The sequence below is a fragment of the Pseudomonas sp. UBA7500 genome, from assembly GCF_002478435.1.
In the GTDB taxonomy this organism is placed as follows: Bacteria; Pseudomonadota; Gammaproteobacteria; order Pseudomonadales; family Pseudomonadaceae; genus Aquipseudomonas; species Aquipseudomonas palmensis.
On record NZ_DLNW01000036.1, the window covers coordinates 85,435 to 110,082 of the forward strand.

Annotated in this window: 26 protein-coding genes and 1 pseudogene; 15 read left to right on the forward strand and 12 right to left on the reverse strand. The window is 65.8% G+C overall.

All coding sequences use genetic code 11. The annotated features are described in order from the left end of the window. Nucleotides 1-10: 10 nt before the first annotated feature. Genes B4I46_RS16295 through pilM form a run of 3 tightly spaced genes read right to left on the reverse strand, consistent with a single transcriptional unit; the run spans nucleotide 11 to nucleotide 2,291 of the window. Nucleotides 11-916 (reverse strand): pilus assembly protein PilP, encoded by a 906-nt coding sequence (locus B4I46_RS16295; protein ID WP_286900980.1) that lies wholly within the window; start codon nucleotides 914-916, stop codon nucleotides 11-13. Continuing rightward, nucleotides 913-1,443, reverse strand: coding sequence for a PilN domain-containing protein (locus tag B4I46_RS16300; RefSeq protein ID WP_286900981.1), 531 nt, complete (start codon nucleotides 1,441-1,443; stop codon nucleotides 913-915). The genes B4I46_RS16295 and B4I46_RS16300 overlap by 4 nt, the downstream gene beginning before the upstream one ends. Then, on the reverse strand, nucleotides 1,440-2,291 hold the full coding sequence (pilM, locus tag B4I46_RS16305) for a type IV pilus biogenesis protein PilM (protein WP_286900983.1): 852 nt from the start codon (nucleotides 2,289-2,291) through the stop codon (nucleotides 1,440-1,442). Before pilM ends, B4I46_RS16300 begins: the two co-directional genes overlap by 4 nt. A gap of 174 nt (nucleotides 2,292-2,465) precedes the next feature. Between pilM and B4I46_RS16310 the strand changes: the two genes are divergently transcribed. Then, nucleotides 2,466-4,898, forward strand: coding sequence for a penicillin-binding protein 1A (locus tag B4I46_RS16310; protein WP_173925097.1), 2,433 nt, complete (start codon nucleotides 2,466-2,468; stop codon nucleotides 4,896-4,898). Between the two features lie 112 nt (nucleotides 4,899-5,010). Here the strand turns inward: B4I46_RS16310 and B4I46_RS16315 are convergent, their stop codons facing one another. From B4I46_RS16315 to rpmE, 3 genes are all read right to left on the reverse strand, one after another. Further along, the gene (locus B4I46_RS16315; RefSeq protein ID WP_043860148.1) at nucleotides 5,011-6,279 is read right to left on the reverse strand and encodes a malic enzyme-like NAD(P)-binding protein; all 1,269 of its coding nucleotides are present in this window, start codon (nucleotides 6,277-6,279) and stop codon (nucleotides 5,011-5,013) included. Between the two features lie 183 nt (nucleotides 6,280-6,462). Next, nucleotides 6,463-7,263, reverse strand: a complete 801-nt coding sequence (locus tag B4I46_RS16320) for a thermonuclease family protein (protein ID WP_286900984.1) — start codon at nucleotides 7,261-7,263, stop codon at nucleotides 6,463-6,465. A 32-nt stretch (nucleotides 7,264-7,295) separates the two neighbouring features. Next, on the reverse strand, nucleotides 7,296-7,511 hold the full coding sequence (rpmE, locus tag B4I46_RS16325) for a 50S ribosomal protein L31 (protein ID WP_043860144.1): 216 nt from the start codon (nucleotides 7,509-7,511) through the stop codon (nucleotides 7,296-7,298). Nucleotides 7,512-7,677: 166 nt separating this feature from the next. On the opposite strand from rpmE, the gene B4I46_RS16330 reads away from it, so the two are divergent. The 3 genes from B4I46_RS16330 to B4I46_RS16340 all read left to right on the forward strand — a co-directional run bounded on the left by B4I46_RS16330 (nucleotide 7,678) and on the right by B4I46_RS16340 (nucleotide 12,505). Beyond that, nucleotides 7,678-9,897 carry a primosomal protein N' gene (locus tag B4I46_RS16330; protein ID WP_078481693.1) on the forward strand — a complete coding sequence of 740 codons (2,220 nt, stop codon included), beginning with the start codon at nucleotides 7,678-7,680 and terminating at the stop codon, nucleotides 9,895-9,897. A gap of 177 nt (nucleotides 9,898-10,074) precedes the next feature. Further along, nucleotides 10,075-11,811, forward strand: a complete 1,737-nt coding sequence (gene argS, locus B4I46_RS16335; RefSeq protein ID WP_043860142.1) for an arginine--tRNA ligase — start codon at nucleotides 10,075-10,077, stop codon at nucleotides 11,809-11,811. 1 nt (nucleotide 11,812) lies between these two features. Continuing rightward, nucleotides 11,813-12,505: an SPOR domain-containing protein gene (locus tag B4I46_RS16340; RefSeq protein WP_043860141.1), complete on the forward strand. Its 693-nt coding sequence runs from the start codon at nucleotides 11,813-11,815 to the stop codon at nucleotides 12,503-12,505. Between the two features lie 40 nt (nucleotides 12,506-12,545). Here the strand turns inward: B4I46_RS16340 and B4I46_RS16345 are convergent, their stop codons facing one another. Then, on the reverse strand, nucleotides 12,546-12,968 hold the full coding sequence (locus B4I46_RS16345; RefSeq protein ID WP_043860140.1) for an NINE protein: 423 nt from the start codon (nucleotides 12,966-12,968) through the stop codon (nucleotides 12,546-12,548). 156 nt (nucleotides 12,969-13,124) lie between these two features. Between B4I46_RS16345 and B4I46_RS16350 the strand changes: the two genes are divergently transcribed. After that, nucleotides 13,125-13,763, forward strand: a complete 639-nt coding sequence (locus B4I46_RS16350; RefSeq protein WP_043860139.1) for a C40 family peptidase — start codon at nucleotides 13,125-13,127, stop codon at nucleotides 13,761-13,763. Here B4I46_RS16350 and B4I46_RS16355 read toward each other — a convergent pair. Further along, on the reverse strand, nucleotides 13,760-14,794 hold the full coding sequence (locus tag B4I46_RS16355; protein WP_286900988.1) for a type IV pilus twitching motility protein PilT: 1,035 nt from the start codon (nucleotides 14,792-14,794) through the stop codon (nucleotides 13,760-13,762). The genes B4I46_RS16350 and B4I46_RS16355 overlap by 4 nt on opposite strands. Nucleotides 14,795-14,860: 66 nt before the next feature. On the opposite strand from B4I46_RS16355, the gene B4I46_RS16360 reads away from it, so the two are divergent. The 9 genes from B4I46_RS16360 (at nucleotide 14,861) to B4I46_RS16400 (ending at nucleotide 21,466) form a co-directional block, all read left to right on the forward strand. Beyond that, a complete protein-coding gene (locus tag B4I46_RS16360; RefSeq protein ID WP_054915543.1) occupies nucleotides 14,861-15,547 on the forward strand; it encodes a YggS family pyridoxal phosphate-dependent enzyme in 687 nt (228 codons plus the stop codon). 38 nt (nucleotides 15,548-15,585) lie between these two features. Next, the gene (gene proC, locus B4I46_RS16365) at nucleotides 15,586-16,404 is read left to right on the forward strand and encodes a pyrroline-5-carboxylate reductase (protein ID WP_043860136.1); all 819 of its coding nucleotides are present in this window, start codon (nucleotides 15,586-15,588) and stop codon (nucleotides 16,402-16,404) included. 10 nt (nucleotides 16,405-16,414) lie between these two features. After that, nucleotides 16,415-17,005, forward strand: coding sequence for a YggT family protein (locus tag B4I46_RS16370; RefSeq protein ID WP_054915542.1), 591 nt, complete (start codon nucleotides 16,415-16,417; stop codon nucleotides 17,003-17,005). A 95-nt stretch (nucleotides 17,006-17,100) separates the two neighbouring features. Next, a complete protein-coding gene (gene metX / locus B4I46_RS16375) occupies nucleotides 17,101-18,240 on the forward strand; it encodes a homoserine O-succinyltransferase MetX (protein ID WP_043860134.1) in 1,140 nt (379 codons plus the stop codon). 7 nt (nucleotides 18,241-18,247) lie between these two features. Further along, on the forward strand, nucleotides 18,248-18,868 hold the full coding sequence (gene metW / locus B4I46_RS16380) for a methionine biosynthesis protein MetW (RefSeq protein WP_043860133.1): 621 nt from the start codon (nucleotides 18,248-18,250) through the stop codon (nucleotides 18,866-18,868). Nucleotides 18,869-18,894: 26 nt separating this feature from the next. After that, complete coding sequence (locus B4I46_RS16385) at nucleotides 18,895-19,329, forward strand: DUF4426 domain-containing protein (protein ID WP_043860132.1); 435 nt, start codon at nucleotides 18,895-18,897, stop codon at nucleotides 19,327-19,329. Further along, a complete protein-coding gene (rdgB, locus tag B4I46_RS16390) occupies nucleotides 19,326-19,922 on the forward strand; it encodes an RdgB/HAM1 family non-canonical purine NTP pyrophosphatase (RefSeq protein WP_043860131.1) in 597 nt (198 codons plus the stop codon). The genes B4I46_RS16385 and rdgB overlap by 4 nt, the downstream gene beginning before the upstream one ends. Further along, entirely contained in the window at nucleotides 19,919-21,133 is a 1,215-nt protein-coding gene (gene hemW, locus B4I46_RS16395; RefSeq protein WP_100634288.1) for a radical SAM family heme chaperone HemW, read from the forward strand. The genes rdgB and hemW overlap by 4 nt, the downstream gene beginning before the upstream one ends. 9 nt (nucleotides 21,134-21,142) lie before the next feature. Then, entirely contained in the window at nucleotides 21,143-21,466 is a 324-nt protein-coding gene (locus B4I46_RS16400) for a DUF3392 family protein (protein ID WP_043860129.1), read from the forward strand. A 113-nt stretch (nucleotides 21,467-21,579) separates the two neighbouring features. Here the strand turns inward: B4I46_RS16400 and trmB are convergent, their stop codons facing one another. From trmB to B4I46_RS16420, 4 genes are all read right to left on the reverse strand, one after another. Then, nucleotides 21,580-22,302 (reverse strand): tRNA (guanosine(46)-N7)-methyltransferase TrmB, encoded by a 723-nt coding sequence (gene trmB, locus B4I46_RS16405; RefSeq protein WP_043860128.1) that lies wholly within the window; start codon nucleotides 22,300-22,302, stop codon nucleotides 21,580-21,582. A 9-nt stretch (nucleotides 22,303-22,311) separates the two neighbouring features. Next, nucleotides 22,312-23,106 carry a thiazole synthase gene (locus tag B4I46_RS16410; protein WP_043860127.1) on the reverse strand — a complete coding sequence of 265 codons (795 nt, stop codon included), beginning with the start codon at nucleotides 23,104-23,106 and terminating at the stop codon, nucleotides 22,312-22,314. A 48-nt stretch (nucleotides 23,107-23,154) separates the two neighbouring features. After that, a complete protein-coding gene (gene thiS / locus B4I46_RS16415; RefSeq protein WP_043860147.1) occupies nucleotides 23,155-23,355 on the reverse strand; it encodes a sulfur carrier protein ThiS in 201 nt (66 codons plus the stop codon). A gap of 101 nt (nucleotides 23,356-23,456) precedes the next feature. Continuing rightward, entirely contained in the window at nucleotides 23,457-23,828 is a 372-nt protein-coding gene (locus B4I46_RS16420) for a DUF423 domain-containing protein (protein WP_043860126.1), read from the reverse strand. Nucleotides 23,829-23,862: 34 nt separating this feature from the next. On the opposite strand from B4I46_RS16420, the pseudogene mtgA reads away from it, so the two are divergent. Continuing rightward, nucleotides 23,863-24,620: pseudogene (gene mtgA / locus B4I46_RS16425) on the forward strand (monofunctional biosynthetic peptidoglycan transglycosylase). Nucleotides 24,621-24,648: the final 28 nt, after the last annotated feature.

The following is a 24,648-nucleotide window of genomic DNA, read 5'->3' on the forward strand; positions in this document are numbered from 1 at the left end:
ACCTCCCTGGTCAGTTGACGACGTGTCGAGCCACCCCATTGGCTTCGATCACCTGCGAGCGCTCCACCCAGCCGGCGCCCTCGACCCATACCTGCTCCTCGAGCTCGACCTGCTGCGCATCGATGCGCACCACCCGCCCCTTGTCCGGCCCCAGCCGGTCACCTTCGCGCAACGGGTACAGCGCCCCCGCAACACGGATCAACGCGACCCCGCCGCGACGGTCGGCCAGGTGCCCGACCAGTTCCATCTGTTCCAGCGGCACGTGTTCCAGCGCAAATTCGAGCGCTGCGGGCGGCGGCGCGGCAAAGGGATCGCGCGCCTCCGCCAGCACCGGCGCCGGCTGCGCCACGGGGTCGACCGGCAGGCCGGACGCATAGGCCTTGAGGTGCATCTGCAGACGCAGTTGCCCACGCCCCGCCAGAGGCGCCAGGTGAAAGTCATGCAGGGTCACGCGCTCAGGCAGCGTGGCCAGGGCGTCGACAAAACCGGCCAGCGCGGCGAAGTCGCCCACCACCTGCAGGTGCACCGGCATTTCGGCATGCAGGGCCTGCGGCTGCGCCGGCAACACCTTCACCTGCTCGAACACCAGGCCCCGCCCGGCCCGGGCGACAGCCTGCAGCAGGCCGGGCATGCCGCCCGCTGGCAGCAGCCGGGCCTGGGCCTCCCGCAGGCGTTGCTCCAGGCCGAGCAAGCGGGCCTGCTGCTCGTCCAGCCGGGCGACCTGGTCTGCATGCGCCTGCCAGGCCTGCTGCAACTCGGCTCCACGCGCCAGCGCCCGCTCAAGCGAAGCGTTCGCCCCGCGCAGGTGCAGCCCATAACCGCTACCGAGCGCCAGCAGCAGGCAAGCCGACAGCAACAGCGCCTTGTACCGCCGAGGCCACGCTGCCATCAGGTACCAGTCGAGAGCCGGGCTCATGGCTGCACCTGCGCACGGAGGTGGAACACCTCGCCGGCGGCGGTGGCCTTGATCTCCTGCAACTGCACCTCGCTCAGGCCAGGGGCCTGATCCAGATTGCGCAGCAGTTGAGTGACCGACGCCCGCCCCTGTGCCACCCCCTCCAGGCGCAGCGCGCTGCCCTCGAGCGCCAGTGCAGTCAGTTGCAGCCCTTGTGGCACCCGCGTGGCCAGCGGTGCAAGCACCTGCCCACCTGGGGATGCGGCGCGCAGCACGGCATCCAGCCCCTGGATGCGTTCCTGCAGCGCATCGCCCCGGGCGGTCAGGTCGGCCAGTTCTGCCAGCGGGCCCTCAAGCCGTGCGATGGCATCGCGCAGGGCCGCATTGGCCTGCCCCTGCTGCGCCAGGCGATAGGCGCCATGCCGGTCCAGCAGCACCACGATGGCGACCCCCAGCAGCAGAGCCACCAGCATCAACCCCTGCAACTGCCGCACACTGCGCTGGCGTTGCCAGGCCCGCCACGGCAGCAGGTTGATATCGCGCCTCACGGTGCACGCCTCATCGCCAGCCCATAGGCCAGCGCCAGGGCGGGCTCGGCGGCATCGAACACCGTGGTTTCGATACCCAGCCGACGCTGCACTTCCAGCGCCTGGGCCGAATCGGCAGCCGCCCCGGTCAGTACCAGCCGCGCCGGTGCCGGGCCCTCCAGGGCCTGCAACCAGCGTTCGATGCAGGCAGCCAACGCCTGCGGCACATCGGCCGCTGCACCCACGTCGGCACGCCATGCCTGGTGCTGTGCATGCAGCGCCCAGTGCCCTGGCTCGACCCGCACCACGGCGACCGCGTGATCGTCCGCCCCGACCGCGCGCAACAACGCCAGGCTGTCGGTCTCGACCACCCGCGCACGCAGGCCTGCCAGCTCCAGTGCCGCCTCCAGCCCGTCGAGCCAGCCCTGATGACAGGCATACACCCCCACCGCCTCGTAGCACGGGTCGTGCGCCACCGAGCCGCGGCACTCGAAATCGAAGGCCGCCTCGTCAAGGGCAAAGGGTATGAAAGGTTCGGCCTCATGGCACAGGCGGGCAAACAGGGCATCCTCTGCCAGCCCCGCCGGCACCTGCACGGTCTTGCTCAGCACGGCCGTGGCCGGAATCGCCAGCGCCGCCTCGCGCAAGGTGGCACCGCTGCGGGCCAGGGCATCGCCCAGCACCTGCGCCAACTGTGCCGGGTCGGCCACCCGGCCGTCCTGCAGCACGCCCGCCGCCAGCGTCTGCACGGCCTGCGCACGCACCTCGAAGGCCCCTGCCACCTGCCGCAGCTGCAGCAATCGCACCGCGCAACATGAAATATCGATACCCAGCAGTGAACCGGCATCCTTGCCGAAACGTCCAAACATTGGCTTTCCCTGGCATCCGCCTGCTTCGACCGGCCCCCAGACAGGGCACCGGTCAGCCCGTGCACCGCGCAACCCACGCGGCACAGTGAAAATTGCTTATAATGCCCAGCGTTTTTTCTCGTCGATCAGCCCTGCGCTCAATCCATATTTCAAACTGGACACCCCAAAGCCTTGATACGCCTGCTGAAGTTCTTCTGGTGGTCTTTCGTCGCAGTCATCTGTGCCGTCGTGCTCGGTCTGAGCGGCGCGTTTCTGTATCTTAGCCCCAGCCTGCCCTCGGTAGAGGCCCTGAGAAGCATCCAGTTGCAGATCCCTTTGCGGGTATACAGCAGCGATGGAAAGCTGATTGCCGAGTTCGGCGAGATGCGGCGTTCTCCCATCCGTTTCGCCGACATTCCCCCGCATTTCATCCAGGCTTTGCTGTCCGCCGAAGACGACAACTTCGCCAATCACTATGGGGTCGACCCCAGCAGCCTGATGCGCGCTGCAACACAATTGCTCAAGTCCGGGCACATCCAGACCGGCGGCAGCACCATCACCATGCAGGTGGCGAAGAACTTCTTCCTCAGCAGCGAACGCAGCTTCTCGCGCAAGACCAACGAGATCCTGCTGGCCCTGCAGATCGAGCGCGAGCTGACCAAGGACGAGATCCTCGAGCTGTACGTGAACAAGATCTACCTGGGCAACCGTGCCTACGGCATCGAAGCCGCAGCGCAGGTGTACTACGGCAAGTCGATCCGTGACGTGAGCCTGGCGCAGATGGCGATGATCGCCGGCCTGCCCAAGGCACCGTCGCGCTTCAACCCGCTGGCCAACCCGACGCGCGCCAAGGAACGCCGCGACTGGATCCTGGGGCGCATGTACAAGCTGGGCAAGATCGACGAAGCCAGCTACCAGGCTGCCCTGGCCGAACCGATCAACGCCAGCTACCACGTGCCGACGCCCGAGGTGAATGCCCCGTACATCGCCGAGATGGCCCGCGCCGAGATGGTCGGCCGCTACGGCAGCGACGCCTACACCGAAGGTTTCCGCGTGACCACCACGGTGCCGAGCGACCTGCAGGAAATGGCCAACAGCGCCGTGCTCGATGGCCTCAGCGCCTACGACCACCGCCACGGCTACCGCGGCCCCGAGTCGCGCCTGCCGGGCAAGACCCAGGCCGCCTGGCTGCAGGAGCTGACCAAGCTGCGCCCACTGGGCGGGCTGGAACCGGCCATCGTCACCCAGGTCGACAAGACCGGCCTGCAGGTGCTGACCAAGTCGGGCCAGACCGAGACCGTGGCCTGGGACACCATGAAATGGGCCCGCCCATTCCTCAACACCAACAGCCAGGGCCGCGCCCCGCAGCAGCCTGGCGATGTGGCCCAGGTCGGCGACGTGATCCGCGTGCAACGCACCGGCGAGGGCGAACTGAAGTTCAGCCAGGTGCCGGGCGCCCAGAGCGCACTGGTGACCCTGGACCCGAACAACGGCGCCATCCGTGCTCTGGTGGGCGGCTTCTCGTTCGAGCAGAGCAACTACAACCGCGCCATGCAGGCCAAGCGCCAGCCGGGCTCGAGCTTCAAGCCGTTCGTCTACAGCGCGGCGCTGGACAACGGCTACACCGCCGCCAGCCTGGTCAACGACGCCCCTATCGTGTTCGTCGACGAGTACCTGGACAAGGTGTGGCGACCCAAGAACGACACCAACACCTTCCTTGGCCCGATCCGCATGCGCGAGGCGCTGTACAAGTCGCGCAACCTGGTATCGATCCGCCTGCTGCAGGCCATGGGCGTGGACAAGACCATCGACTACATCGCCCGTTTCGGCTTCAACAAGCAGGACCTGCCGCGCAACCTGTCGCTGGCGCTGGGCACCGCGACCCTCACGCCGATGGAGATCGCCACCGGCTGGAGCGCGTTTGCCAACGGCGGCTACAAGATCACCCCGTACCTGATCGACCGCATCGAAAGCCGCAATGGCGAGACGCTGTTCACCGCCAACCCGCCCAGCGTGCCTCGGGGGCATCAGGACGAGGCCGGGATTGGCGCCGCCGAAACGCCGATCGTCACCGATGCGGCACTGGGCGCCGACGTGAGTGCGGTGGCGCCGCAGGTGCCGGCGGTGGCCGAGCAGATCATCGACGGACGTACCAGCTACATCCTCACCAGCATGCTGCAGGACGTGATCAAGCGTGGCACCGGGCGACGTGCCCTGGCGCTGGGGCGCACCGACCTGGCGGGCAAGACCGGTACCACCAACGAGTCCAAGGATGCGTGGTTCTCCGGCTACAACGCCGACTACGTGACCACCGTATGGAGCGGCTTCGACCAGCCCGAGACCCTGGGCCGTCGCGAGTATGGCGGTACCGTGGCGCTGCCGATCTGGATGAGCTTCATGGGCGCCGCGCTCAAGGACAAGCCGATGCACACGCTGCCGCAGCCTGAAGGCATCCTCAGCCTGCGGGTGGACCCGGTGAGCGGCCGTGCGGCCACGCCGAGCACGCCTGATGCGTACTTCGAGCTGTTCAAGGCCGAAGACACCCCGCCGTCGGTCAACGAGCTGGGTGGCAGTGCGCCAGGCAGCCCGCTGCCGGCGGACGAGTCGGCGCCGATCGATCTGTTCTGATGGGGTAACCCGGGGGCTGCCCTGCAGCCCATTCGCCAGCACAATTACCAGCCCCAAACAAAAAGCCCCGACTCTCGCGAGCCGGGGCTTTTTGCTACAACGCTACAACGGCTCAGCCGTTGAACACGTCATCCACGCTTTTGAGCGGGTAGTTCTTCGGATACGGCAGGGTCGCCACACCGCTTTCGATCGCAGCCTTGGCCACGGCATCGGAAACCACGGTGATCAGGCGTGCGTCCATCGGCTTCGGAATGATGTACTCACGACCGAATTCCAGCGCGTCGACGCCGTAGGCAGCGCAGACTTCCTTGGGCACCGGCAGCTTGGCCAGGTCCTTCAGGGCGTTGGCGGCAGCGATCTTCATCTCTTCGTTGATGCGCTTGGCGCGAACGTCCAGGGCACCACGGAAGATGAACGGGAAGCCCAGTACGTTGTTGACCTGGTTCGGGTAGTCGGAACGACCGGTGGCCATGATCACGTCGCTGCGGGTGGCGTGGGCCAGCTCCGGCGAAATTTCCGGGTCCGGGTTCGAGCAGGCGAACACGATCGGGTTCGGTGCCATCGACTTGAGGCCTTCAGGGCTCAGCAGGTTCGGACCGGACAGGCCGACGAACACGTCAGCGCCTTCCAGGGCATCGGCCAGGCTGCGCTTGTCGGTAGCGTGGGCGAACACCGCCTTGTACTGGTTCAGGTCGTCACGGCCAGCGTGGATCACGCCGGTACGGTCGACCATGAAGATGTTTTCGATCTTCGCGCCCATGCTCACCAGCAGCTTCATGCAGGAGATGGCCGCAGCACCGGCGCCCAGGCAGACGATCTTGGCATCGGCGAGGGTCTTGCCCGCGATTTCCAGGGCGTTGATCATGCCCGCCGCGGTCACGATCGCGGTGCCGTGCTGGTCATCGTGGAACACCGGGATGTCGCACTGCTCGATCAGCGCGCGCTCGATCTCGAAGCACTCGGGTGCCTTGATGTCTTCCAGGTTGATGCCGCCGAAGGTGATCGAGATGCGCTTGACGGTGTCGATGAAGGCCTGCGGGCTTTCGGCATCGACTTCGATGTCGAACACGTCGATACCGGCGAAACGCTTGAACAGAACACCCTTGCCTTCCATCACCGGCTTGGACGCCAGTGGGCCCAGGTTGCCCAGGCCGAGGATGGCGGTGCCGTCGGAAATGACTGCTACCAGGTTGCCCTTGCCGGTGTACTGGTAGGCCAGCTCCGGGTCACGGGCGATTTCACGTACTGGCTCGGCAACACCCGGGCTGTAGGCCAGCGCCAGGTCGCGAGCAGTCGCGGTCGGTTTGGTGAGCTCTACGCTCAGTTTCCCCGGACGAGGCTGAGCATGGTATTCGAGAGCGGCAGTTTTCAAATCTGACATGATGGGCATTCCGCTTTTACTGTTCTGACGGACCGCCGAGGATACGCAAAGAGCAATGGGCCGACAAGACTGCCCGGTCACTTGTGTCAAGGCCTTTAGCCTACGACTTTAAGCCAAGAGCCGCAGCCCGCAAGGCTTTCAGTGTGTACAATCCATTTTTAAAATGTTCACAATTTATTATCTTTATTGTCTTTCCAGCATCGTCGGGTCGGTGAGTGGCAGCATCCAGCGCGCCTGACCCGGCTTGAGCCCGCCCTTGCGGGAACGATCCAGCACCCAACCGCGGGCTTCGACGCGTCGGCCTTCGAGGCCGTCGGTGAAATCAGGCGCAAAGTTGCGCGACAACCTGGCCGGCACCTGAAGCACCAGCGAATGGCCCAACTCGATCCAGATGGCGCCACCGCTGTGCTCGACCGACTGAACCTGGCCAGCGACCAGCGCAAAACCGGACTGGCGCAGGTGCCCCGGCGCAATCACCGGCGGCTGGCCCCACAGCCCCGCGCGGGCGCTGCGGGCGGCCTGTTCAGCCTGTTGATGGCAGTCGCGCAGGGCGGTGTTGGGCGCTACCGCGATGCGATAACCCAGACCCTCGCCCAGCAGTTGTTCTTCCAGATTGTGACCAGAGCGGTCGAACACATGGGCCAGGGTGCGCTTGTATTTGTCGCGCGGCTCTGTACCCGGCAGCAGCTCGACCCGCCCGCCACTGGCCTTGACCAGGGCCTGCAAACGCTGGCGCGCGGCCACCGCATAGGGCTCGCTGGGCCGCCCCTTGCGCCCGATCTCGGGAGCATTGATGCCGATCAGGCGCACATTGCGCCCATCATTCAGACGCAAGGTATCGCCGTCGATCACCTGGCGTACCGCAACGCTCTGCACCTCGCGCTGCGCGTCGGCCGGCAGCGTACACAGCGCCTGCGCCGGCAACTGCCAGATCGCGGCCACAAAAAAGGCGCCCACCAGGGACGCCTTCTTCTTCAACAGCATTGCCAAGCCCATGGGGCCAGCTTCGCGCCGTCTTACTTCTTGGCACCGAACATGCCGAAACGGTCGGCGAACTTCTGTACGCGGCCGCCGGTGTCCAGCACTTTCTGCTTACCGGTGTAGAACGGGTGGCACTCGTTGCAGACGTCGGTGGCCAGTGGGGCGCACAGGGTCGAACGGGTCTGGAACACATTGCCGCAGCTGCAGGTGACTGCGACTGCTTCATAATTCGGATGAATTTCTGGTTTCATGGTCACTTCCTCGACTGCGTGCCGCCACCCAACACCATTGTTGAATACCGCACGTAATTAGGCGGCGAATAATACCAGAGCATGCCATCAGCGCAAGTTGTCGCTTGTACCGACTGTCGTCTGCTAGGCTCGGCGGCTACCGAATTGCCCTTCAGAGACCCTGCGCGTGTCCGACGTCATCCTTCGCCTTGCCTTGCCCTCGCCCCTGCGGCGGTTGTTCGACTACAGGGCCCCGGCAAGCATGGCGCACACCGCATTCACCCCCGGCATGCGCCTGCGCGTGCCGTTCGGGCGCCGCGAGATGATCGGCATCCTGGTGGAGGTGTGCGAGCACAGCGAGGTGCCCGCCGACAAACTCAAGCCCGCCATCGCCCTGCTTGACCCGGTATCGCCGATACCGCCAGCCCTGTTCAAGCTGTGCGTGTGGACCGCGCAGTACTATCAGCACAGCCTGGGCGACACCCTGAGCTGGGCGCTGCCGGTGCTGCTGCGCCAGGGCGAGCCGGCCGAAGCGCACCAGGAACGCTTCTGGCAGGTGGCCCCGGGGGCGCGCCACGACGACCCGCGCATCGCCCGCGCACCGCGCCAGCGCGATGCCCTGGCCACCCTCGCGCAGCATCCGCACGGCGTGGCCCACGGCCTGCTGAGCAAGCTCAAACTGAGCAAGGACAGCCTCGACCTGCTGCTGGCCAAGGAGCTGGTGCAGGTGGAGGTACGCCGGCATGCCCCGCCGGCGCGCCACGAACACTGGCTGGCACAGCCCGAACTGCCGCTCAACGATGAACAGAAGGCGGCGTTTCATGCGGTGCAGGCCGGGTTCGGCAGCTTCCATGCCTTTCTGTTGGCCGGGGTCACCGGCAGCGGCAAGACCGAGGTCTACCTGCAACTGATCCGCGAGACCCTGGAGGCCGGCAAGCAGGCGCTGATCCTGATTCCGGAGATCAACCTCGGGCCGCAGACCCTGGCGCGCTTCGAGCAGCGTTTCAATGCGCGCATTGCCCTGCTGCATTCGGCAGTCAACGACCGCGAACGCCTCAAAGCCTGGCTGGCAGCCCGTGATGGCGAGGCCGACATCATCATCGGTACCCGCTCGGCGCTGTTCACGCCCATGAAGAACCCGGGCCTGATCATCATCGACGAGGAGCACGACGGCTCCTACAAGCAGCAGGAAGGCCTGCGCTATCACGCCCGCGACCTGGCCCTGGTGCGCGCGCACCAGGAGCACATCCCGATCCTGCTGGGCTCGGCCACGCCATCGCTGGAAAGCCTGCACAACGCCTACTCCGGCCGTTACGGCCTGCTGCGCATGAACCACCGCGCCGGCGGCGCCAAGGCGCCGCGCTTCCTGCGCCTGGACGTCAAGAGCCGGCCGCTGGACAGCGGCATCAGCGGGCCGATGCAACAGGCCATCGGCCAGACCCTGGCCGCCGGCCAGCAGGTGCTGGTGTTCCTCAACCGTCGCGGCTTTGCCCCCACGCTGCTGTGCCACGACTGCGGCTGGCTGTCGGAATGCCCGCGCTGCGATGCGCGCATGACCGTGCATCAGCGCTCCGGCGAACTGCGCTGCCACCACTGCGGCTATGACGAGCGCGTACCGCGCCAGTGCCCGCAGTGCAACCATGTGGACCTGCGCCCGGTAGGCGCAGGCACCGAGCGCGCCGAAGAGCGCCTGAGCATTCTGTTTCCGGATGTCCCGGTGCTGCGCGTGGACCGCGACAGCACCTCGCGCAAGGACGCGATGAACCAGCTGTTCGCCACAGTGCAGCGCGGCGAGCCGTGCATCCTGGTCGGCACCCAGATGCTGGCCAAGGGGCACCACTTTCCGCGGGTCACCCTGGTGGCGATCCTGGATGCCGATGGCGGGCTGTTCTCCGGGGATTTTCGCGCCAGCGAGCGCATGGCCCAACTGATCGTGCAGGTGGCAGGGCGTGCCGGGCGTGCAGAGGAGCCAGGCAAGGTGATCATCCAGACGCACCTGGCCGATCATCCTCTATTGGTACAGCTTACCGAGCAGGGCTATTTCGCGTTTGCCGAACAGGCCCTGAGCGAGCGCCGCGCCGCCGGCCTGCCGCCCTTCGCGCACCTGGCGCTGCTGCGCGCCGAGGCGCACAAGCCGGGGCAGGCCGAGAGCTTTCTCGACGAGGCCTGCAGCGCCGCCGAGCAGTTGCTGGCAGAGCACGACCTGCACGGCATCGAGCTGCTGGGCCCGGTGCCGGCGCCGATGGAGCGACGGGCGGGACGTTTTCGTGCGCAATTGTTGTTGCAGGCCAATGCAAGGGCATCCTTGCATCGTCTGATGAGCGCCTGGCTGTTAGTGTTGGAGCAGATGCCGAGCGGGCGACAGGTGCGCTGGTCGCTGGATGTGGACCCGGTCGACCTGTACTGACCGCTTCGCCGGCAACGCCGGCTCCTACAGGTTTGATGAGCCCTGGCCCTCTGCAGAGCCTGCATTGTTGGCCAAAGGGCCCTAAAGGTTGGCAACCTCGCCCCGGCAACGGATAATACCCAGTTTTTCCACCTGCGCATCCAGGCGCCGCCGCGCTTGCGGTCGAAAGAGAAGCCCATGAAAGACACCATTCGCCAGCTGATCCAGCAAGCCCTCACCCAACTCGTCAACGACGGTGTGCTGCCTGACGGGCTGACGCCGGCGATCCAGGTGGAAAACGCCCGGGACAAGACCCACGGCGATTTCGCCAGCAACATCGCGATGATGCTGGCCAAGCCCGCCGGCCTCAAGCCGCGCGACCTGGCCGAGAAACTCATCGCCGCCCTGCCCGCCGACCCGCAGGTCAGCAAGGTGGAGATCGCAGGCCCGGGCTTCCTCAACTTCTTCCAGAACACCCAGGCCCTGGCCTCGCGCCTGGATGCCGCACTGGCCGACGCCAGGCTCGGCGTGCACAAGGCCGGCGCCACGCAGAAGGTCGTGATCGACATGTCGGCGCCCAACCTGGCCAAGGAAATGCACGTCGGCCACCTGCGCTCGACCATCATCGGCGACGCCGTGGCCCGTGTGCTGGAGTTTCTCGGTGACGATGTGGTACGCCAGAACCACGTGGGCGACTGGGGCACCCAGTTCGGCATGCTGATGGCGTACCTGGAAGAGAACCCGATCACCAGCGAAGAGCTGTCGGACCTGGAGAACTTCTACCGCGCCGCCAAGAAGCGGTTCGACGAGTCCAGCGAGTTCGCCGACCGCGCCCGTGGCCTGGTGGTCAAGCTGCAGGCCGGCGACCCCGAGTGCCTGAAGCTGTGGACCCGCTTCAAGGACATATCGCTGTCGCACTGCCAGAAGACCTACGAGCTGCTCAACGTCAAGCTGACCATGGCCGACGTGATGGGCGAAAGCGCCTACAACGACGACCTGGCCAATGTGGTCGAGGACCTCAAGGCCAAGGGCATGCTGGTGGAAAGCAACGGCGCCCAGTGCGTGTTCCTCGACGAGTTCAAGAACGCCGAGGGCGAGCCGCTGCCGGTGATCATCGTCAAGGCCGACGGCGGCTACCTGTACGCCACCACCGACCTGGCCGCCGTGCGCTACCGCAGCGGCGTGCTCAAGGCCGACCGCGCCCTGTACTTCGTCGACCAGCGCCAGGCCCTGCACTTCCAGCAGGTGTTCGCGGTGGCCCGCAAGGCCGGCTTCGTGACCCACCCGATGGACATGGAGCACATGGGCTTCGGCACCATGAACGGCGCCGACGGCCGCCCGTTCAAGACCCGCGACGGCGGCACCGTGAAGCTGATCGACCTGCTCAACGAAGCCAAGGAGCGTGCCTACGCCCTGGTCAAGGAGAAAAACCCGCAGTTGCCAGAAGAAGAACTGCGCGCCATCGCCAAGGTGGTGGGCATCGGCGCGGTCAAGTACGCCGACCTGTCCAAGCACCGTACCAGCGACTACAGCTTCAACTTCGAGCTGATGCTCAACTTCGAAGGCAACACCGCGCCGTACCTGCTGTACGCCTACACCCGCGTGGCCGGCGTGTTCCGCAAGCTGGGCAAGGGCTTCGACCAGGTCGAAGGCGAGATCCGCTTGCAGGCACCGCAGGAACAGGACCTGGCCGCGCGCCTGGCGCAGTTCGGCGAAATCCTGAACAACGTCGCCGAAAAAGGTACCCCGCACGTACTGTGCAGCTACCTCTACGACGTGGCCGGCCTGTTCTCCAGCTTCTACGAGAACTGCCCGATCCTCGCCGCAGAAACACCCGAACAGCAGCAGAGCCGCCTGCGCCTGGCCGCCCTGACCGGTCGCACCCTCAAGCAGGGCCTGGAACTGCTTGGCCTGGAAACCCTGGAGCGCATGTAAGTTGGCTGCCAAGAAAAAACCTGCTCCCAAGCGCGGCGCCAGCCGCTATCAGGCCCCGGCCAAGCAACCGATACCGGGCTGGATGTGGCTGGCCATCGGCCTCACGGTCGGTGCGTTCATCGTGTTCCTGATGAAACTCGAGCCCAGCCGCGACGAGGTCAAGCGCACCAAGCCTGAAGCCCAGCAGAAGGCCGAGAAGATCGCCGAGGCGAACAAGACCGCGCCGAGCCCGCAGCAGCCGGTCAAGCCCAAGTACGACTTCTACACACTGCTGCCCGAGTCGGAAGTGATCGTGCCGCCCGAAGCCGTGCCGGAGAAAACCCCGCCGGTACCGGCGCAGCCACCGGTGACCCCGGCCGAGGCGGCCAAGATCGACACCGCCCGCGCCCAGGCCGCGCTGCTGGGGCAGACCCCGCCACCGGCACCGCCGGTGATCAAGCCGGCCGCCACCACGCAGTTCTACCTGCAGGCGGGCTCGTTCCGCAAAGAGGCCGATGCCGACAAGGTGCGTGCGCAGATCATCCTGCTCGGCCAGGCGGTGAAGGTGGAGTCCGGTACGGTGAAGGAAGAGACCTGGTACCGCGTGCTGGTCGGCCCGTTCAGCAATCGCGAACAGCTGACCGTGGCGCAGAAGCAACTGGCCGGCAGCGGCTTCAACAACCTGCTGCTGCAACAGCGCCAGATACGCCAGTAACCCCGATGTTCGGCGGCCCGCAGCAGCGGGCCGCCTGCTTTCAGGCCCGCGCCTGCACGTTCTTGAGCGATACCTGGGTGTTCAGCGTCCAGAAGTCGTACAGCACCCCCAGCAGAAACAGCCCGCCGGTAAAGGCATAGATCACGCCGCTGATCCACTTGCCCTGGTACATGCGGTGCACGCCGAATATCCCCAGGAAGGTCAGCAGGATCCAGGCCAGGCTGTAGTCCAGCGGGCCGGCGTGAAAGCGCAGGTCGGCCTCGCTGTCCATCTTCGGGATCAGGAACAGGTCGATGAGCCAGCCGATACCGAGCAGGCCCAGGGTGCAGAACCAGATGGTGCCGGTCACCGGCCTGCCGTAGTAGAAACGGTGCGACCCGGTAAAACCGAAGATCCACAGCAGGTAGCCGAGGACCTTGCTGTGGGTGTCCTGGGGCTGCGCCTGTTGCTGATAACTGTTCATTCATAGCCTCCACGGTTTAGAGAGAAATTTTCTAAGAAAAAATGTGACTTTTACGTGCTCAGCCGACGTATGGCGCCTCTGCAATCGACCAACGGACCAGAATTCGATCAAAAAGCTGTTATAAAGTTGCGCGCTTAACCAACAAGAGCCCTGCCCATGCGACCTTTTTTCAAGACATGGCTGACTGTTTGCCTTTTATTGCCACTGGCCGCCCACGCCACCAACCGTGAGCAACGTCTTCCCAACGGCTTCAACGTGCACACCACCAGCACCGCAGCCGTACGCTCGACCAAGGGCGCCCACGCCAAGGTCACCTCGTCCGCCGCCTCTTCCAAGGTCGCCAAGACCACCCGCCAGGTCGCCTCGATGCCGGCCAAGCAGAGCAGCGATGTGCTCAGCCGCGCGGTGAACGTGCTGGGCACTCCGTACCGCTGGGGCGGCAGCAGCCCGAGCAAGGGCTTCGACTGCAGCGGGCTGGTCAAGTACGCCTTCAACGACATCGACGAGGTCGACCTGCCGCGTACCTCCAACGCCATGGCCAGCGGCCACGGCGTGAAAGTCGACCGCAAGGATCTCAAGCCCGGCGACCTGCTGTTCTTCAACATCAAGAGTCGCCGCGTCAACCACGTGGCCATCTACCTGGGCAACGACCGCTTCATCCACGCGCCACGGCGCGGCAAGCGGGTCAGCATCGATACCCTGAACAAGCCCTACTGGCAGAGCCACTACGTGGTCGCCAAGCGCGTACTGCCCAAGGAGCAGCCGCAAACCCAGCTGCGCCTGGCCAAACGCTAGACCTGATCGGGCGAACGCGCGTTCGCCCTGGCCGTTTCCAGGCTGACGACTCCCCGCCTCACCAGGCCCTGCAGGCTGCTGTCCAGGGTCTGCATGCCTAACGCCGCGCCGGTCTGCATGGCCGAATACAGCTGCGCCACCTTCCCCTCGCGAATCAGGTTGCGCACCGCCGGCGTGGCCAGCAGGACCTCGTGCGCGGCCACTCGCCCGCCTTGCACCCTGGGCACCAGCACCTGGGCCATCACCGCCTGCAAGGCGTCGGCGAGCATCGTGCGCACCAGGGCCTTCTCCTGCGCGGCAAACACGTCCACCAGCCGGTCGATGACCTTGGCCGCCGAGGCGGTGTGCAGGGTCGCCAGCACCAGGTGGCCGGTATCGGCGGCGGTCAGGGCCAGGCGGATCGTCTCCAGGTCGCGCAGCTCGCCAAGCATGATCACGTCCGGGTCCTGGCGCAGCGCAGCCCGCAGCGCCTGGGCGAACCCCTGGCTGTGACGCCCCATCTCACGCTGGCTGAGCTGGCTGCGCAGCGGGCTGTGGATAAATTCGAGCGGGTCTTCCAGGGTCAGGATATGCACGGCGCGCTCGCGGTTGAGGTGATCGACCAGCGCCGCCAGGGTGGACGACTTGCCTGAGCCGGTGGGGCCGGTCACCAGCACCAGCCCGGCCGGCGACTCGGCAATGCGACGAAACACCTCCGGCAGCTGCAGGCTCGCCAGCGTCGGCACCTGGTCGGGTATCAGGCGCAGTACCGCCGCCGGCCCGCGCACCTGCACGAAGGCGTTGACCCGAAAGCGCCCCAGCCCGGGCACGGCCACGGCAAAGTCCAGGTCCTGCAGCCTGGCGAAGTCCTCCTGCTGCTGTGGGCTCATGAGCTGCGCCAGCAGGGCATGCAGGTTGTCGCTGCTCAACGCCGCCGGCCCCAGCGGCTGCATCTGCCCGTCACGGCGGATCATCGGCGCACTGCCGGCCGCCAGGTGCAGATCGGAGGCGCCTTCCCTGAGCGCCAGGGCCATCAGCCCGGTCATGTCCATAACACTCCCCAAACATCGCCAAGCAGGTAGAATGCCGCAGACCCGAACAGCCGCTGGCGTTGATCCATGTCCACCATAGCAGACAACCTTTCCACGCTTGCCGACCGCATCCGCAGCGCTGCACAGGCCGCCGGGCGTGACCCCGGGCAGGTCCGCCTGCTGGCCGTGAGCAAGACCAAGCCGGCTGCCGCGATACGCGAAGTGTATGCGGCCGGTGTGCGCGACGTGGGCGAAAACTACTTGCAGGAAGCCCTGGCCAAGCAGCTCGAATTGACCGACCTGCCCTTGACCTGGCACTTCATCGGCCCCATTCAATCGAACAAGACGCGAGCAATCGCCGAGCACTTCGACTGGGTACATTCGGTGGACCGACTGAAAATCGCACAACGCCTCAGCGAACAACGCCCTGCCGGGCTGCCCGCACTGAATGTGTGCGTGCAGGTCAACGTAAGCGGCGAGGCCAGCAAATCGGGCTGCAACCCCGACGAGCTGCCGGCGCTGGCCCAGGCCATCGCGGCGCTGCCGCACCTGAAGCTGCGCGGCCTGATGGCGATTCCCGAACCCACCGACGACCCGGCCGCCCAGGCGGCGGCATTCGCCCGTGTACGCCAATTGCAGGACAGCCTGAACCTGGGCCTGGACACCCTGTCGATGGGCATGAGCCACGACCTGGAAGCAGCGATTGCCCAGGGCGCGACCTGGGTGCGCATCGGCACCGCCCTGTTCGGTGCCCGCGACTACGGCCAGGCCTGACCCATGCATCGTTCACCTTCTTCAACCAAGGACCTGACATGAGCAAGACTCGAATTGCCTTCATCGGCGCCGGCAACATGGCCGCCAGCCTGATCGGCGGCTTGCGCGCCCAGGGTGTGGACGCCGCGCAGATCCGCGCCAGCGACCCGGGTGCCGAGACGCGCGCCAGGGTGCACGCCGAACACGGCATCCAGCTGTTCGAAGACAACGCCCAGGCCGTCGATGGCGCCGACGTGGTGCTGATCGCGGTCAAGCCGCAAGCCATGAAGGCGGTGTGCCAGGCGCTCAAGCCAAGCCTCAAGCCCAACCAGCTGGTGGTGTCGATTGCCGCCGGCATCACCTGCGCCAGCCTGCGCAACTGGCTGGGCGAGCAACCGCTGGTACGCTGCATGCCCAACACCCCGGCGCTGCTGCGCCAGGGCGTCAGCGGTCTGTACGCCACCGAGCAGGTATCGGCCGAACAACGCGCCGAAGCCGAGCAACTGCTCTCGGCAGTGGGCGTGGCCCTGTGGGTCGACAGCGAACAGCAACTGGATGCAGTGACCGCGGTCTCCGGTAGCGGCCCGGCGTATTTCTTCCTGCTGATCGAGGCGATGACCGCAGCCGGCGAAAAACTCGGCCTGCCCCGCGACGTCGCCTCCCGGCTGACCCTGCAAACCGCCCTGGGCGCGGCGCACATGGCCGTGGCCAGCGATGTCGAGGCCAGCGAACTGCGCCGGCGCGTCACCTCCCCCAATGGCACCACCGAGGCGGCGATCAAGTCGTTCCAGGCCAACGGGTTCGAGGCGCTGGTAGAAAAAGCACTGGGCGCCGCGGCGCACCGCTCGGCCGAAATGGCCGAACAACTGGGCAACTAAGGAGCTCTGCATGAATGCACTTTCGGGCGCCGCGATCTTCGTGGTGCAAACACTGGTCAGCCTGTACCTGGTCATCGTGCTGCTGCGCTTCGTGCTGCAGCTGGTCAAGGCCAACTTCTACAACCCGCTCAGCCAGTTCGCGGTGCGCGCCACCCAGCCGCTGCTCAAGCCGATCCGGCGCGTCATCCCCAGCGTGTTCGGGCTGGACACCTCATCGCTGATCCTGTCGATCGTGATCCAGGCGCTGTTGATGGCGTTCGTGCTGATGGTCACCTACGGCACCTTCGGCGACATCCCGCACCTGCTGATGTGGGCCGTCATCGGCGTCACCTCGCTGTTCCTGAAGATCTTCTGGGTCGCGATGATCGTGATGGTGATCGTGTCGTGGATCGCCCCCGGCAGCCACAACCCCGCCGCCGAGCTGGCCTACCAGATCAGCGAGCCGGTGCTGGCACCGTTTCGCAAGCTGGTGCCCAACCTCGGAGGCCTGGATATTTCGCCGATCTTCGCCTTCCTGGCGATCCAGGTGATCCAGTCGTTCGTGATGCCGCCGCTGGCCGCCTACGCCGGAATGCCGCAGGAACTGTTCCGCATGATCTGACCCGCACCACCCCCGGCCGCAAGCCGCGCCATGTTGCTTGCCGCTGGGGGTGGCGGTCTTTAGACTTACGCCTCATTCAAGCGTGAGCAGGGTCGATGTCCACTGTCTTTCCCGAAGATTCGGTCGGTCTGGTAGTACCGCAACTGGCGCGATTCGATGAGCCCCTGGCCCTGGCCTGCGGTCGCTCGCTGGCCAGCTACGAGCTGGTCTTTGAAACCTACGGTACCCTCAACAGCGCGGCCAGCAATGCCGTGCTGATCTGCCATGCCCTGTCCGGGCATCACCATGCCGCCGGCTACCACAGCCCCGACGACCGCAAGCCGGGCTGGTGGGACAGCTGCATCGGGCCGGGCAAGCCGATCGATACCAACCGCTTCTTCGTGGTCAGCCTGAACAATCTCGGCGGCTGCAACGGCAGCACCGGCCCCAGCAGCGTCAACCCGGCCACCGGCCAGCCCTACGGCGCCGACTTCCCGGTACTCACCGTGGAAGACTGGGTGCACAGCCAGGCGCGCCTGGCCGATCGCCTGGGCATCGGGCAGTGGGCCGCCGTGGTGGGCGGCAGCCTGGGCGGCATGCAGGCGCTGCAATGGACCATCACCTACCCCGACCGCGTGCGCCACTGCCTGGACATCGCCTCGGCACCCAAGCTGTCGGCGCAGAACATCGCCTTCAACGAAGTGGCGCGCCAGGCCATCCTCACCGACCCCGAGTTCCACGGCGGCTCGTTCCAGGCCGAAGGCGTGATCCCCAAGCGCGGGCTGATGCTGGCGCGCATGGTCGGGCACATCACCTACCTGTCGGATGACTCGATGGGCGAGAAATTCGGCCGCGAGCTCAAGAGCGACAAGCTCAACTACGACTTTCACAGCGTCGAGTTCCAGGTCGAAAGCTACCTGCGCTACCAGGGCGAGGAGTTCTCCGGGCGTTTCGATGCCAACACCTACCTGCTGATGACCAAGGCGCTGGACTACTTCGACCCCGCCGCCAGCCACGGCGGCGACCTGGCCGCGACCCTGGCCCACGTCACCGCCGACTACTGCGTGATGTCGTTCACCACCGACTGGCGTTTCTCGCCGGCGCGCTCGCGGGAGATCGTCGATGCGCTGATCGCCGCGCGCAAGAACGTGTGCTACCTGGATATCGACTCGCCGTATGGCCACGATGCCTTCCTGATCCCGACCCCGCGCTACATCACGGGATTCACGAACTACATGAACCGCATCGTCTGCTGAGGACCCCATGAGAGCCGACCTGGAAATCATCCAAGACTGGATCCCCGCCGGCAGCCGGGTACTCGACCTCGGTTGCGGTACTGGCGAGCTGCTCGCCTCGCTGCGTGACACCAAGCAGGTGGCTGGCTACGGCCTGGAAATCGACCCCGACAACATCGCCCAGTGCGTGGCCAAGGGCGTCAACGTCATCGAGCAGGACCTGGACAAGGGCCTGGGCAACTTCGCCAGCAACAGCTTCGACGTGGTGGTCATGACCCAGGCCCTGCAGGCCGTGGAGTACCCCGACCGGATCCTCGACGAAATGCTGCGCGTGGGCCGCCAGTGCATCATCACCTTCCCCAACTTCGGCCACTGGCGCTGCCGCTGGTACCTGGCGACCAAGGGTCGCATGCCAGTGTCGGACTTCATGCCGTATACCTGGTACAACACGCCGAACATCCACTTCTGCACCTTCGAGGATTTCGAGGCGCTGTGCAGCGAACGTCGCGCCCAGGTGCTCGACCGCCTGGCGGTCGACCATATGCACCGGCATGGGTGGGCGAGCAAGCTATGGCCTAATCTTCTAGGGGAGATCGGCATTTACCGTGTCAGCAGCCCGGGCCTGCAGGAACACAAGGTCGCGGTTTGAACAACCCACACTGGAGGAGACAGATCATGGGTCGCTTGTTGAGCTTTTTACTGGTTGCCTGCCTGAGCACCACGGCGCTTGCTGCCGATGCGATCAAGGGCGAGCGCAAGGAAGTCTTCGGTGACACCACGGTGCACTACAGCACCTTCATCTCCACCTTCCTGCAGCCGGACATCGCCAAGGCGGCGCAACTGGTGCGCAGCAAGAACCAGGGCGTGATCAACGTGTCGGTGATCAAGGCCGGCAAGCCGCAGGTGACCCAGGTCAGCGGCAGCGTCAAGGACCTGAGCAGCCGCACGGTGCCGCTCAGCTTCAAGCAGATCACCGAACAGGGCGCGATCTACTACATCGCCCAGTTCCCGGTGGAGCAGCAGGAAACCCGCACCTTCACGATCAATGTTGCAATTGGTGGCAAGACCGAGACCATCAGTTTCAACCAAGAGCTCTTCCCAGGCGAATGATGAACATCCAGCAACTCGTATTGGCCAGCCACAACGCCGGCAAACTCAAGGAACTGCAGGCCATGCTCGGTGACACCGTGCAACTGCGTTCGATTGGCGAATTCAGCAGCGTCGAGCCGGAGGAAACCGGCCTGTCGTTCGTCGAGAACGCCATCCTCAAGGCGCGCAATGCCGCACGTATCTCCGGGCTGCCGGCCCTGGCCGACGACTCGGGCCTGGCGGTGGACTTTCTCGGTGGTGCGCCGGGCATCTACTCGGCGCGCTACGCCGATGGCCAGGGCGACGCGGCGAACAACGCCAAGTTGCTCGAGGTACTCAAGGACGTGCCGGACGCCGAGCGCGGCGCGCAGTTCGTGTGCGTGCTGGCGCTGGTACGCCATGCCGACGACCCGCTGCCGATCCTGTGCGAGGGCCTGTGGCATGGACGCATCCTGCACCAGGCCAGCGGTGCCCACGGCTTTGGCTACGACCCGCTGTTCTGGGTACCGGAGCGCGACTGCTCCAGCGCCGAGCTGAGCCCCGCAGACAAGAACCAGATCAGCCACCGCGCCCGCGCCATGAGCCTGCTGCGTCAGCGCCTGGGCCTGCAATGACCGACCGCACGCCGGCACAGCCACTGCATCTGGGCGAGGCTGGCTTCAGCTCCAACGCACCTCGGGCGGCACTCGCGCAGCTGCCGCCGCTGTCGCTGTACATCCATATCCCGTGGTGCGTGCGCAAATGCCCGTACTGCGACTTCAACTCCCATGCCGCCACCCCGCAGCTGCCGGAAGAGGCCTACGTCGACGCCCTGCTCGCCGACCTCGACCAGGAGCTGGGCGCGGTGTACGGGCGACCGATCAGCTCGATCTTCTTTGGCGGCGGTACCCCGAGCCTGTTCAGTGCCCGTGCGCTGGGCCGCCTGCTGGCGGGCGTGGAGCAACGCATCCCGTTCGCCGCCGACATCGAGATCACCCTGGAGGCCAACCCCGGGACCTTCGAGCAGGAGAAGTTCAAGGCCTACCGGCAACTGGGCATCAATCGCCTGTCGATCGGCGTGCAGAGCTTCCAGCAGGCCAAGCTCCAGGCGCTGGGGCGCATCCACAACGGTGACGAGGCGGTTCGTGCGGCCGGCATGGCGCGTGCGGCGGGGTTCGACAACTTCAACCTGGACCTGATGCACGGCCTGCCCGACCAGTCGCTGGACGATGCGCTGGGCGACCTGCGCCAGGCCATCGCGCTCAACCCTACCCACCTGTCGTGGTACCAGTTGACCCTGGAGCCGAACACGGTGTTCTGGAACCAGCCGCCGCTGCTGCCAGAGGACGACATCCTGTGGGATATCCAGGAGGCCGGGCAGGCGCTGATGGCCGAGCACGGCTACCGCCAGTACGAAGTGTCGGCCTACGCCCAGCCCGGGCGCCCGGCGCGGCACAACCTCAACTACTGGAGCTTTGGCGACTTCATCGGCATCGGCGCCGGTGCCCACGGCAAGCTCAGCCACCCGGACGGGCGCATCGTGCGCACCTGGAAGACCCGGCTGCCCAAGGACTACCTGAACCCGGCCAAGGCGTTCAAGGCGGGCGACAAGCTGCTGGCGGTGGACGAACTGCCGTTCGAGTTCCTGATGAACGCCCTGCGCCTGACCGAGGGCGTGGAGGCTGCGCTGTTCGCGCAGCGTACCGGCCTGCCGCTGGAACAACTGACGGCGGCGCGCCGTGAAGCCGAACAAAAGGGCCTTTTGCAGGTCGAACCGACGCGGCTGGTGGCGACACCGCGGGGCCAGCTGTTTCTCAACGACCTGCTGCAGTATTTCTTGACCTAAGGATAGCGAATGGACCTGGTACTCGACCTGCTCTCGACCGTCTCCCGCTGGAGCCGCAGTAACCTGTCGGAGATCTCTCTGGCGCTTGTAGGCTGTCTGCTGGTGTTGTTCGGCACCGACATCAAGGGCTGGGTCGAACAGCGCCTGGGCGGGCTGGCAGGTGCGTTGCGCGTGCCGTTCATGGCCCTGCTGGTGCTGATCGGCAGTGGTGCGGCGTTGATCTATGCCACGCCGTGGGTGGTACGCGGGCTGAGCCAGTTCAACAACTATGCACTGGCGCCGGTGCTGCTGGTGGTGCTGGTGTTGCTTGGCGTGGTCGCAGACCGCCGCTAGAAGCATCGCGGGTCAAGCCCGCTCCCACAGGTACTACGCTGATTTCGAGGTCAGCGCTGTACCTGTGGGAGCGGGCTTGACCCGCGATTCGAGCGCGCAGCGCTCGCCGGCAATCAGGCCAGCTTCTCGAACTTCAGATCCCACACCCCATGCCCCAGGCGCTCGCCACGGCGTTCGAACTTGGTGATCGGACGCTCGGCAGGGCGAGGTACGCACTTGCCGTCTTCGGCCAGGTTCCTGTACCCCGGCGCGACATTCATCACTTCCAGCATGTACTCGGCGTACGGTTCCCAGTCGGTCGCCATGTGGAACACGCCGCCCACTTTCAGCTTGCTGCGCACCAGCTCGGCAAATTCCGGCTGCACGATGCGACGCTTGTGGTGACGGCTCTTGTGCCACGGGTCCGGGAAGAACAGCATCAGGCGGTCCAGGCTGTTGTCGGCCACGCACTTGTTCAGCACTTCGATGGCATCGCAGTCATACACCCGCAGGTTCTGCAGGCCCTGGGTCAGCACGCCATTGAGCAGCGCGCCCACGCCCGGGCGGTGCACTTCGACACCGATGAAGTCCTGCTCGGGCGCGGCGGCAGCCATCTCCAGCAGGGAATGGCCCATGCCGAAGCCGATCTCCAGGGTGCGCGGCGCCGAACGGCCGAACACCTGGTCGTAATCCACCGGGCTGTCGGCCAGTGGCAGCACGAACAGCGGCGCGCCCTGGTCCAGGCCGCGCTGCTGGCCTTCGGTCATGCGCCCGGCACGCATCACGAAACTCTTGATGCGGCGGTGTTGGCGTTCTTCGCCTTCGGCGGTGATCGGCGATTCTTGCGATTCAGTCATCAGGGGCTCTTACTTGATCAGACCATCCAGCGGCGACGAGGCGCTGGCATAGAGTTTTTTCGGCATGCGGCCGGCCAGGTAGGCCAGGCGGCCCGCCACGATGGCGTGCTTCATGGCTTCGGCCATCATCACCGGTTGTTCGGCATGGGCGATGGCGGAGTTCATCAGCACTGCCTCGCAGCCCATTTCCATGGCAATGGTGGCGTCCGACGCGGTACCCACACCGGCATCGACCAGCACCGGCACTTTCGATTCCTCGAGAATGATGCGCAGGTTGTACGGGTTGCAGATGCCCAGGCCCGTACCGATCAGGCCTGCCAGCGGCATGACCGCGATGCAGCCGATTTCGGCCAGCTGACGCGCGATGATCGGGTCGTCGCTGGTGTAGACCATCACGTCGAAACCGTCCTTGACCAGCACTTCGGCGGCCTTGATGGTTTCGATCACGTTGGGGAACAGCGTCTTCTGGTCGGCCAGCACTTCGAGCTTGACCAGGTTGTGCCCGTCGAGCAGTTCGCGGGCCAGGCGGCAGGTGCGCACGGCCTCGACCGCGTCGTAGCAGCCGGCGGTGTTCGGCAGGATGGTGTAGCGGTCCGGTGGCAGCACGTCGAGCAGGTTCGGCTCGCCCGGGTTCTGGCCCAGGTTGGTACGGCGCACGGCGACGGTGACGATCTCGGCACCCGAGGCCTCGATGGCCAGGCGGGTTTCTTCCATGTCGCGGTACTTGCCGGTACCGACCAGCAGGCGCGACTGGAAGGTACGACCGGCCAGCGTGAAGGGCTTGTCGCTACGAACATTGCTCATCGGTAATCCTCTTGAAGGTTGAGGGACTTGCAGGTGAAGCGCGTGGGCCTAGCCGCCGCCGATGGCGTGAACCACCTCGACCTGGTCGCCTTCGCGCAGGGCGGTGGCGTCGTGCTGGCTGCGCGGCACGATGTCCAGGTTCAGCTCCACCGCCACCCGGCGACCTGCGAGGTCGAGCCGGGTCAGCAGGGCCGCGACGCTTTCGCCGTCGGGCAATTCGAAAGGTTCACCGTTCAGTTGAATGCGCATGCGCACGGCCGCCATTGTTTTTAGGGGCCCGCATTCTAGCCCCTATCCGGGGCTGAACCCAAGGCCAAGCGGCGCCATTCGTCTCGATCCGGACCCGCGGGTCAACCCAGGCGCCAGGCCGCCAGGCCCAGGCACAGCCAGCCGCCGAGGAAGGCCAGGCCGCCAAAAGGGGTGATGATGCCGAGCTTGCCGATGCCACTCAGGGTCAACAGGTACAGGCTACCGGAAAACAGCACGATGCCCAGGCAGAACAGACCACCGGCCCAGGCCGTGAGTCGCCCGGGCAGGTGCGCCCAGAGCACTGCCACGCCCAGCAGGGCCAGGGCGTGTACCAGCTGGTAGGTGACGCCGGTATGGAAGATCGCCAGGTACTCCTGGCTCAGGCGGCCCTTGAGGCCATGGGCAGCGAAGGCACCGAGGGCCACGCCGGTAAAGCCGAAAAAGGCGGCGAGCAACAGAAAGCTGCGAAGCATGCGCAAGACTCCTTGGGGGCACAGGGTCTGTATAATGGCCCGCTCATTCGGTTCGGCCAAGCCATCTCTATGCTTTCATCCCTGATCCGCCGCCTCACCCGCGCCCTGCTCTGGTTCGCCGTTGCCAGCGTGTTGCTGGTGCTGCTGTTTCGCTGGGTACCGCCGCCGGGCACCATGCTGATGGTCGAGCGCAAGGTGGAATCGTGGGTCGACGGCCAGCCCATCGACCTGCAACGCGACTGGCGCCCATGGGGCGAGATTTCCGATGAACTGAAGGTGGCGGTGATTGCCGGCGAGGACCAGAAGTTCGCCGGGCACTGGGGTTTCGACTTCAATGCCATCCAGGCCGCACTGGCACACAACGAGCGTGGCGGCACGCTTCGCGGCGCCAGCACGCTGAGTCAGCAGGTGGCCAAGAACCAGTTCCTGTGGGCCGGCCGCAGTTGGCTGCGCAAAGGGCTGGAGGCATGGTTTACCGCACTGATCGAGCTGCTGTGGTCCAAGGAGCGCATCCTGGAGGTGTACCTCAACAGCGCCGAGTGGGATGACGGCGTGTTCGGCGCCCAGGCAGCGGCCCGCCATCACTTCGGTACCGATGCGAGCAAGCTGACGCGCCAGCAGGCCAGCCTGCTGGCGGCGGTGCTGCCCAGCCCGCGCAACTGGAGCGCAAGCCGGCCCAGCAGCTATGTGGCGCGACGGGCGGCGTGGATTCGTCAGCAGATGAGCCAGCTGGGCGGCAGCGGCTACCTGGTGCAACTGGATGAGCCGCGCAAGGCGCCCTGGGCCAACTGAAACAAAGAGGGCCCCTTCACCGGCAAGG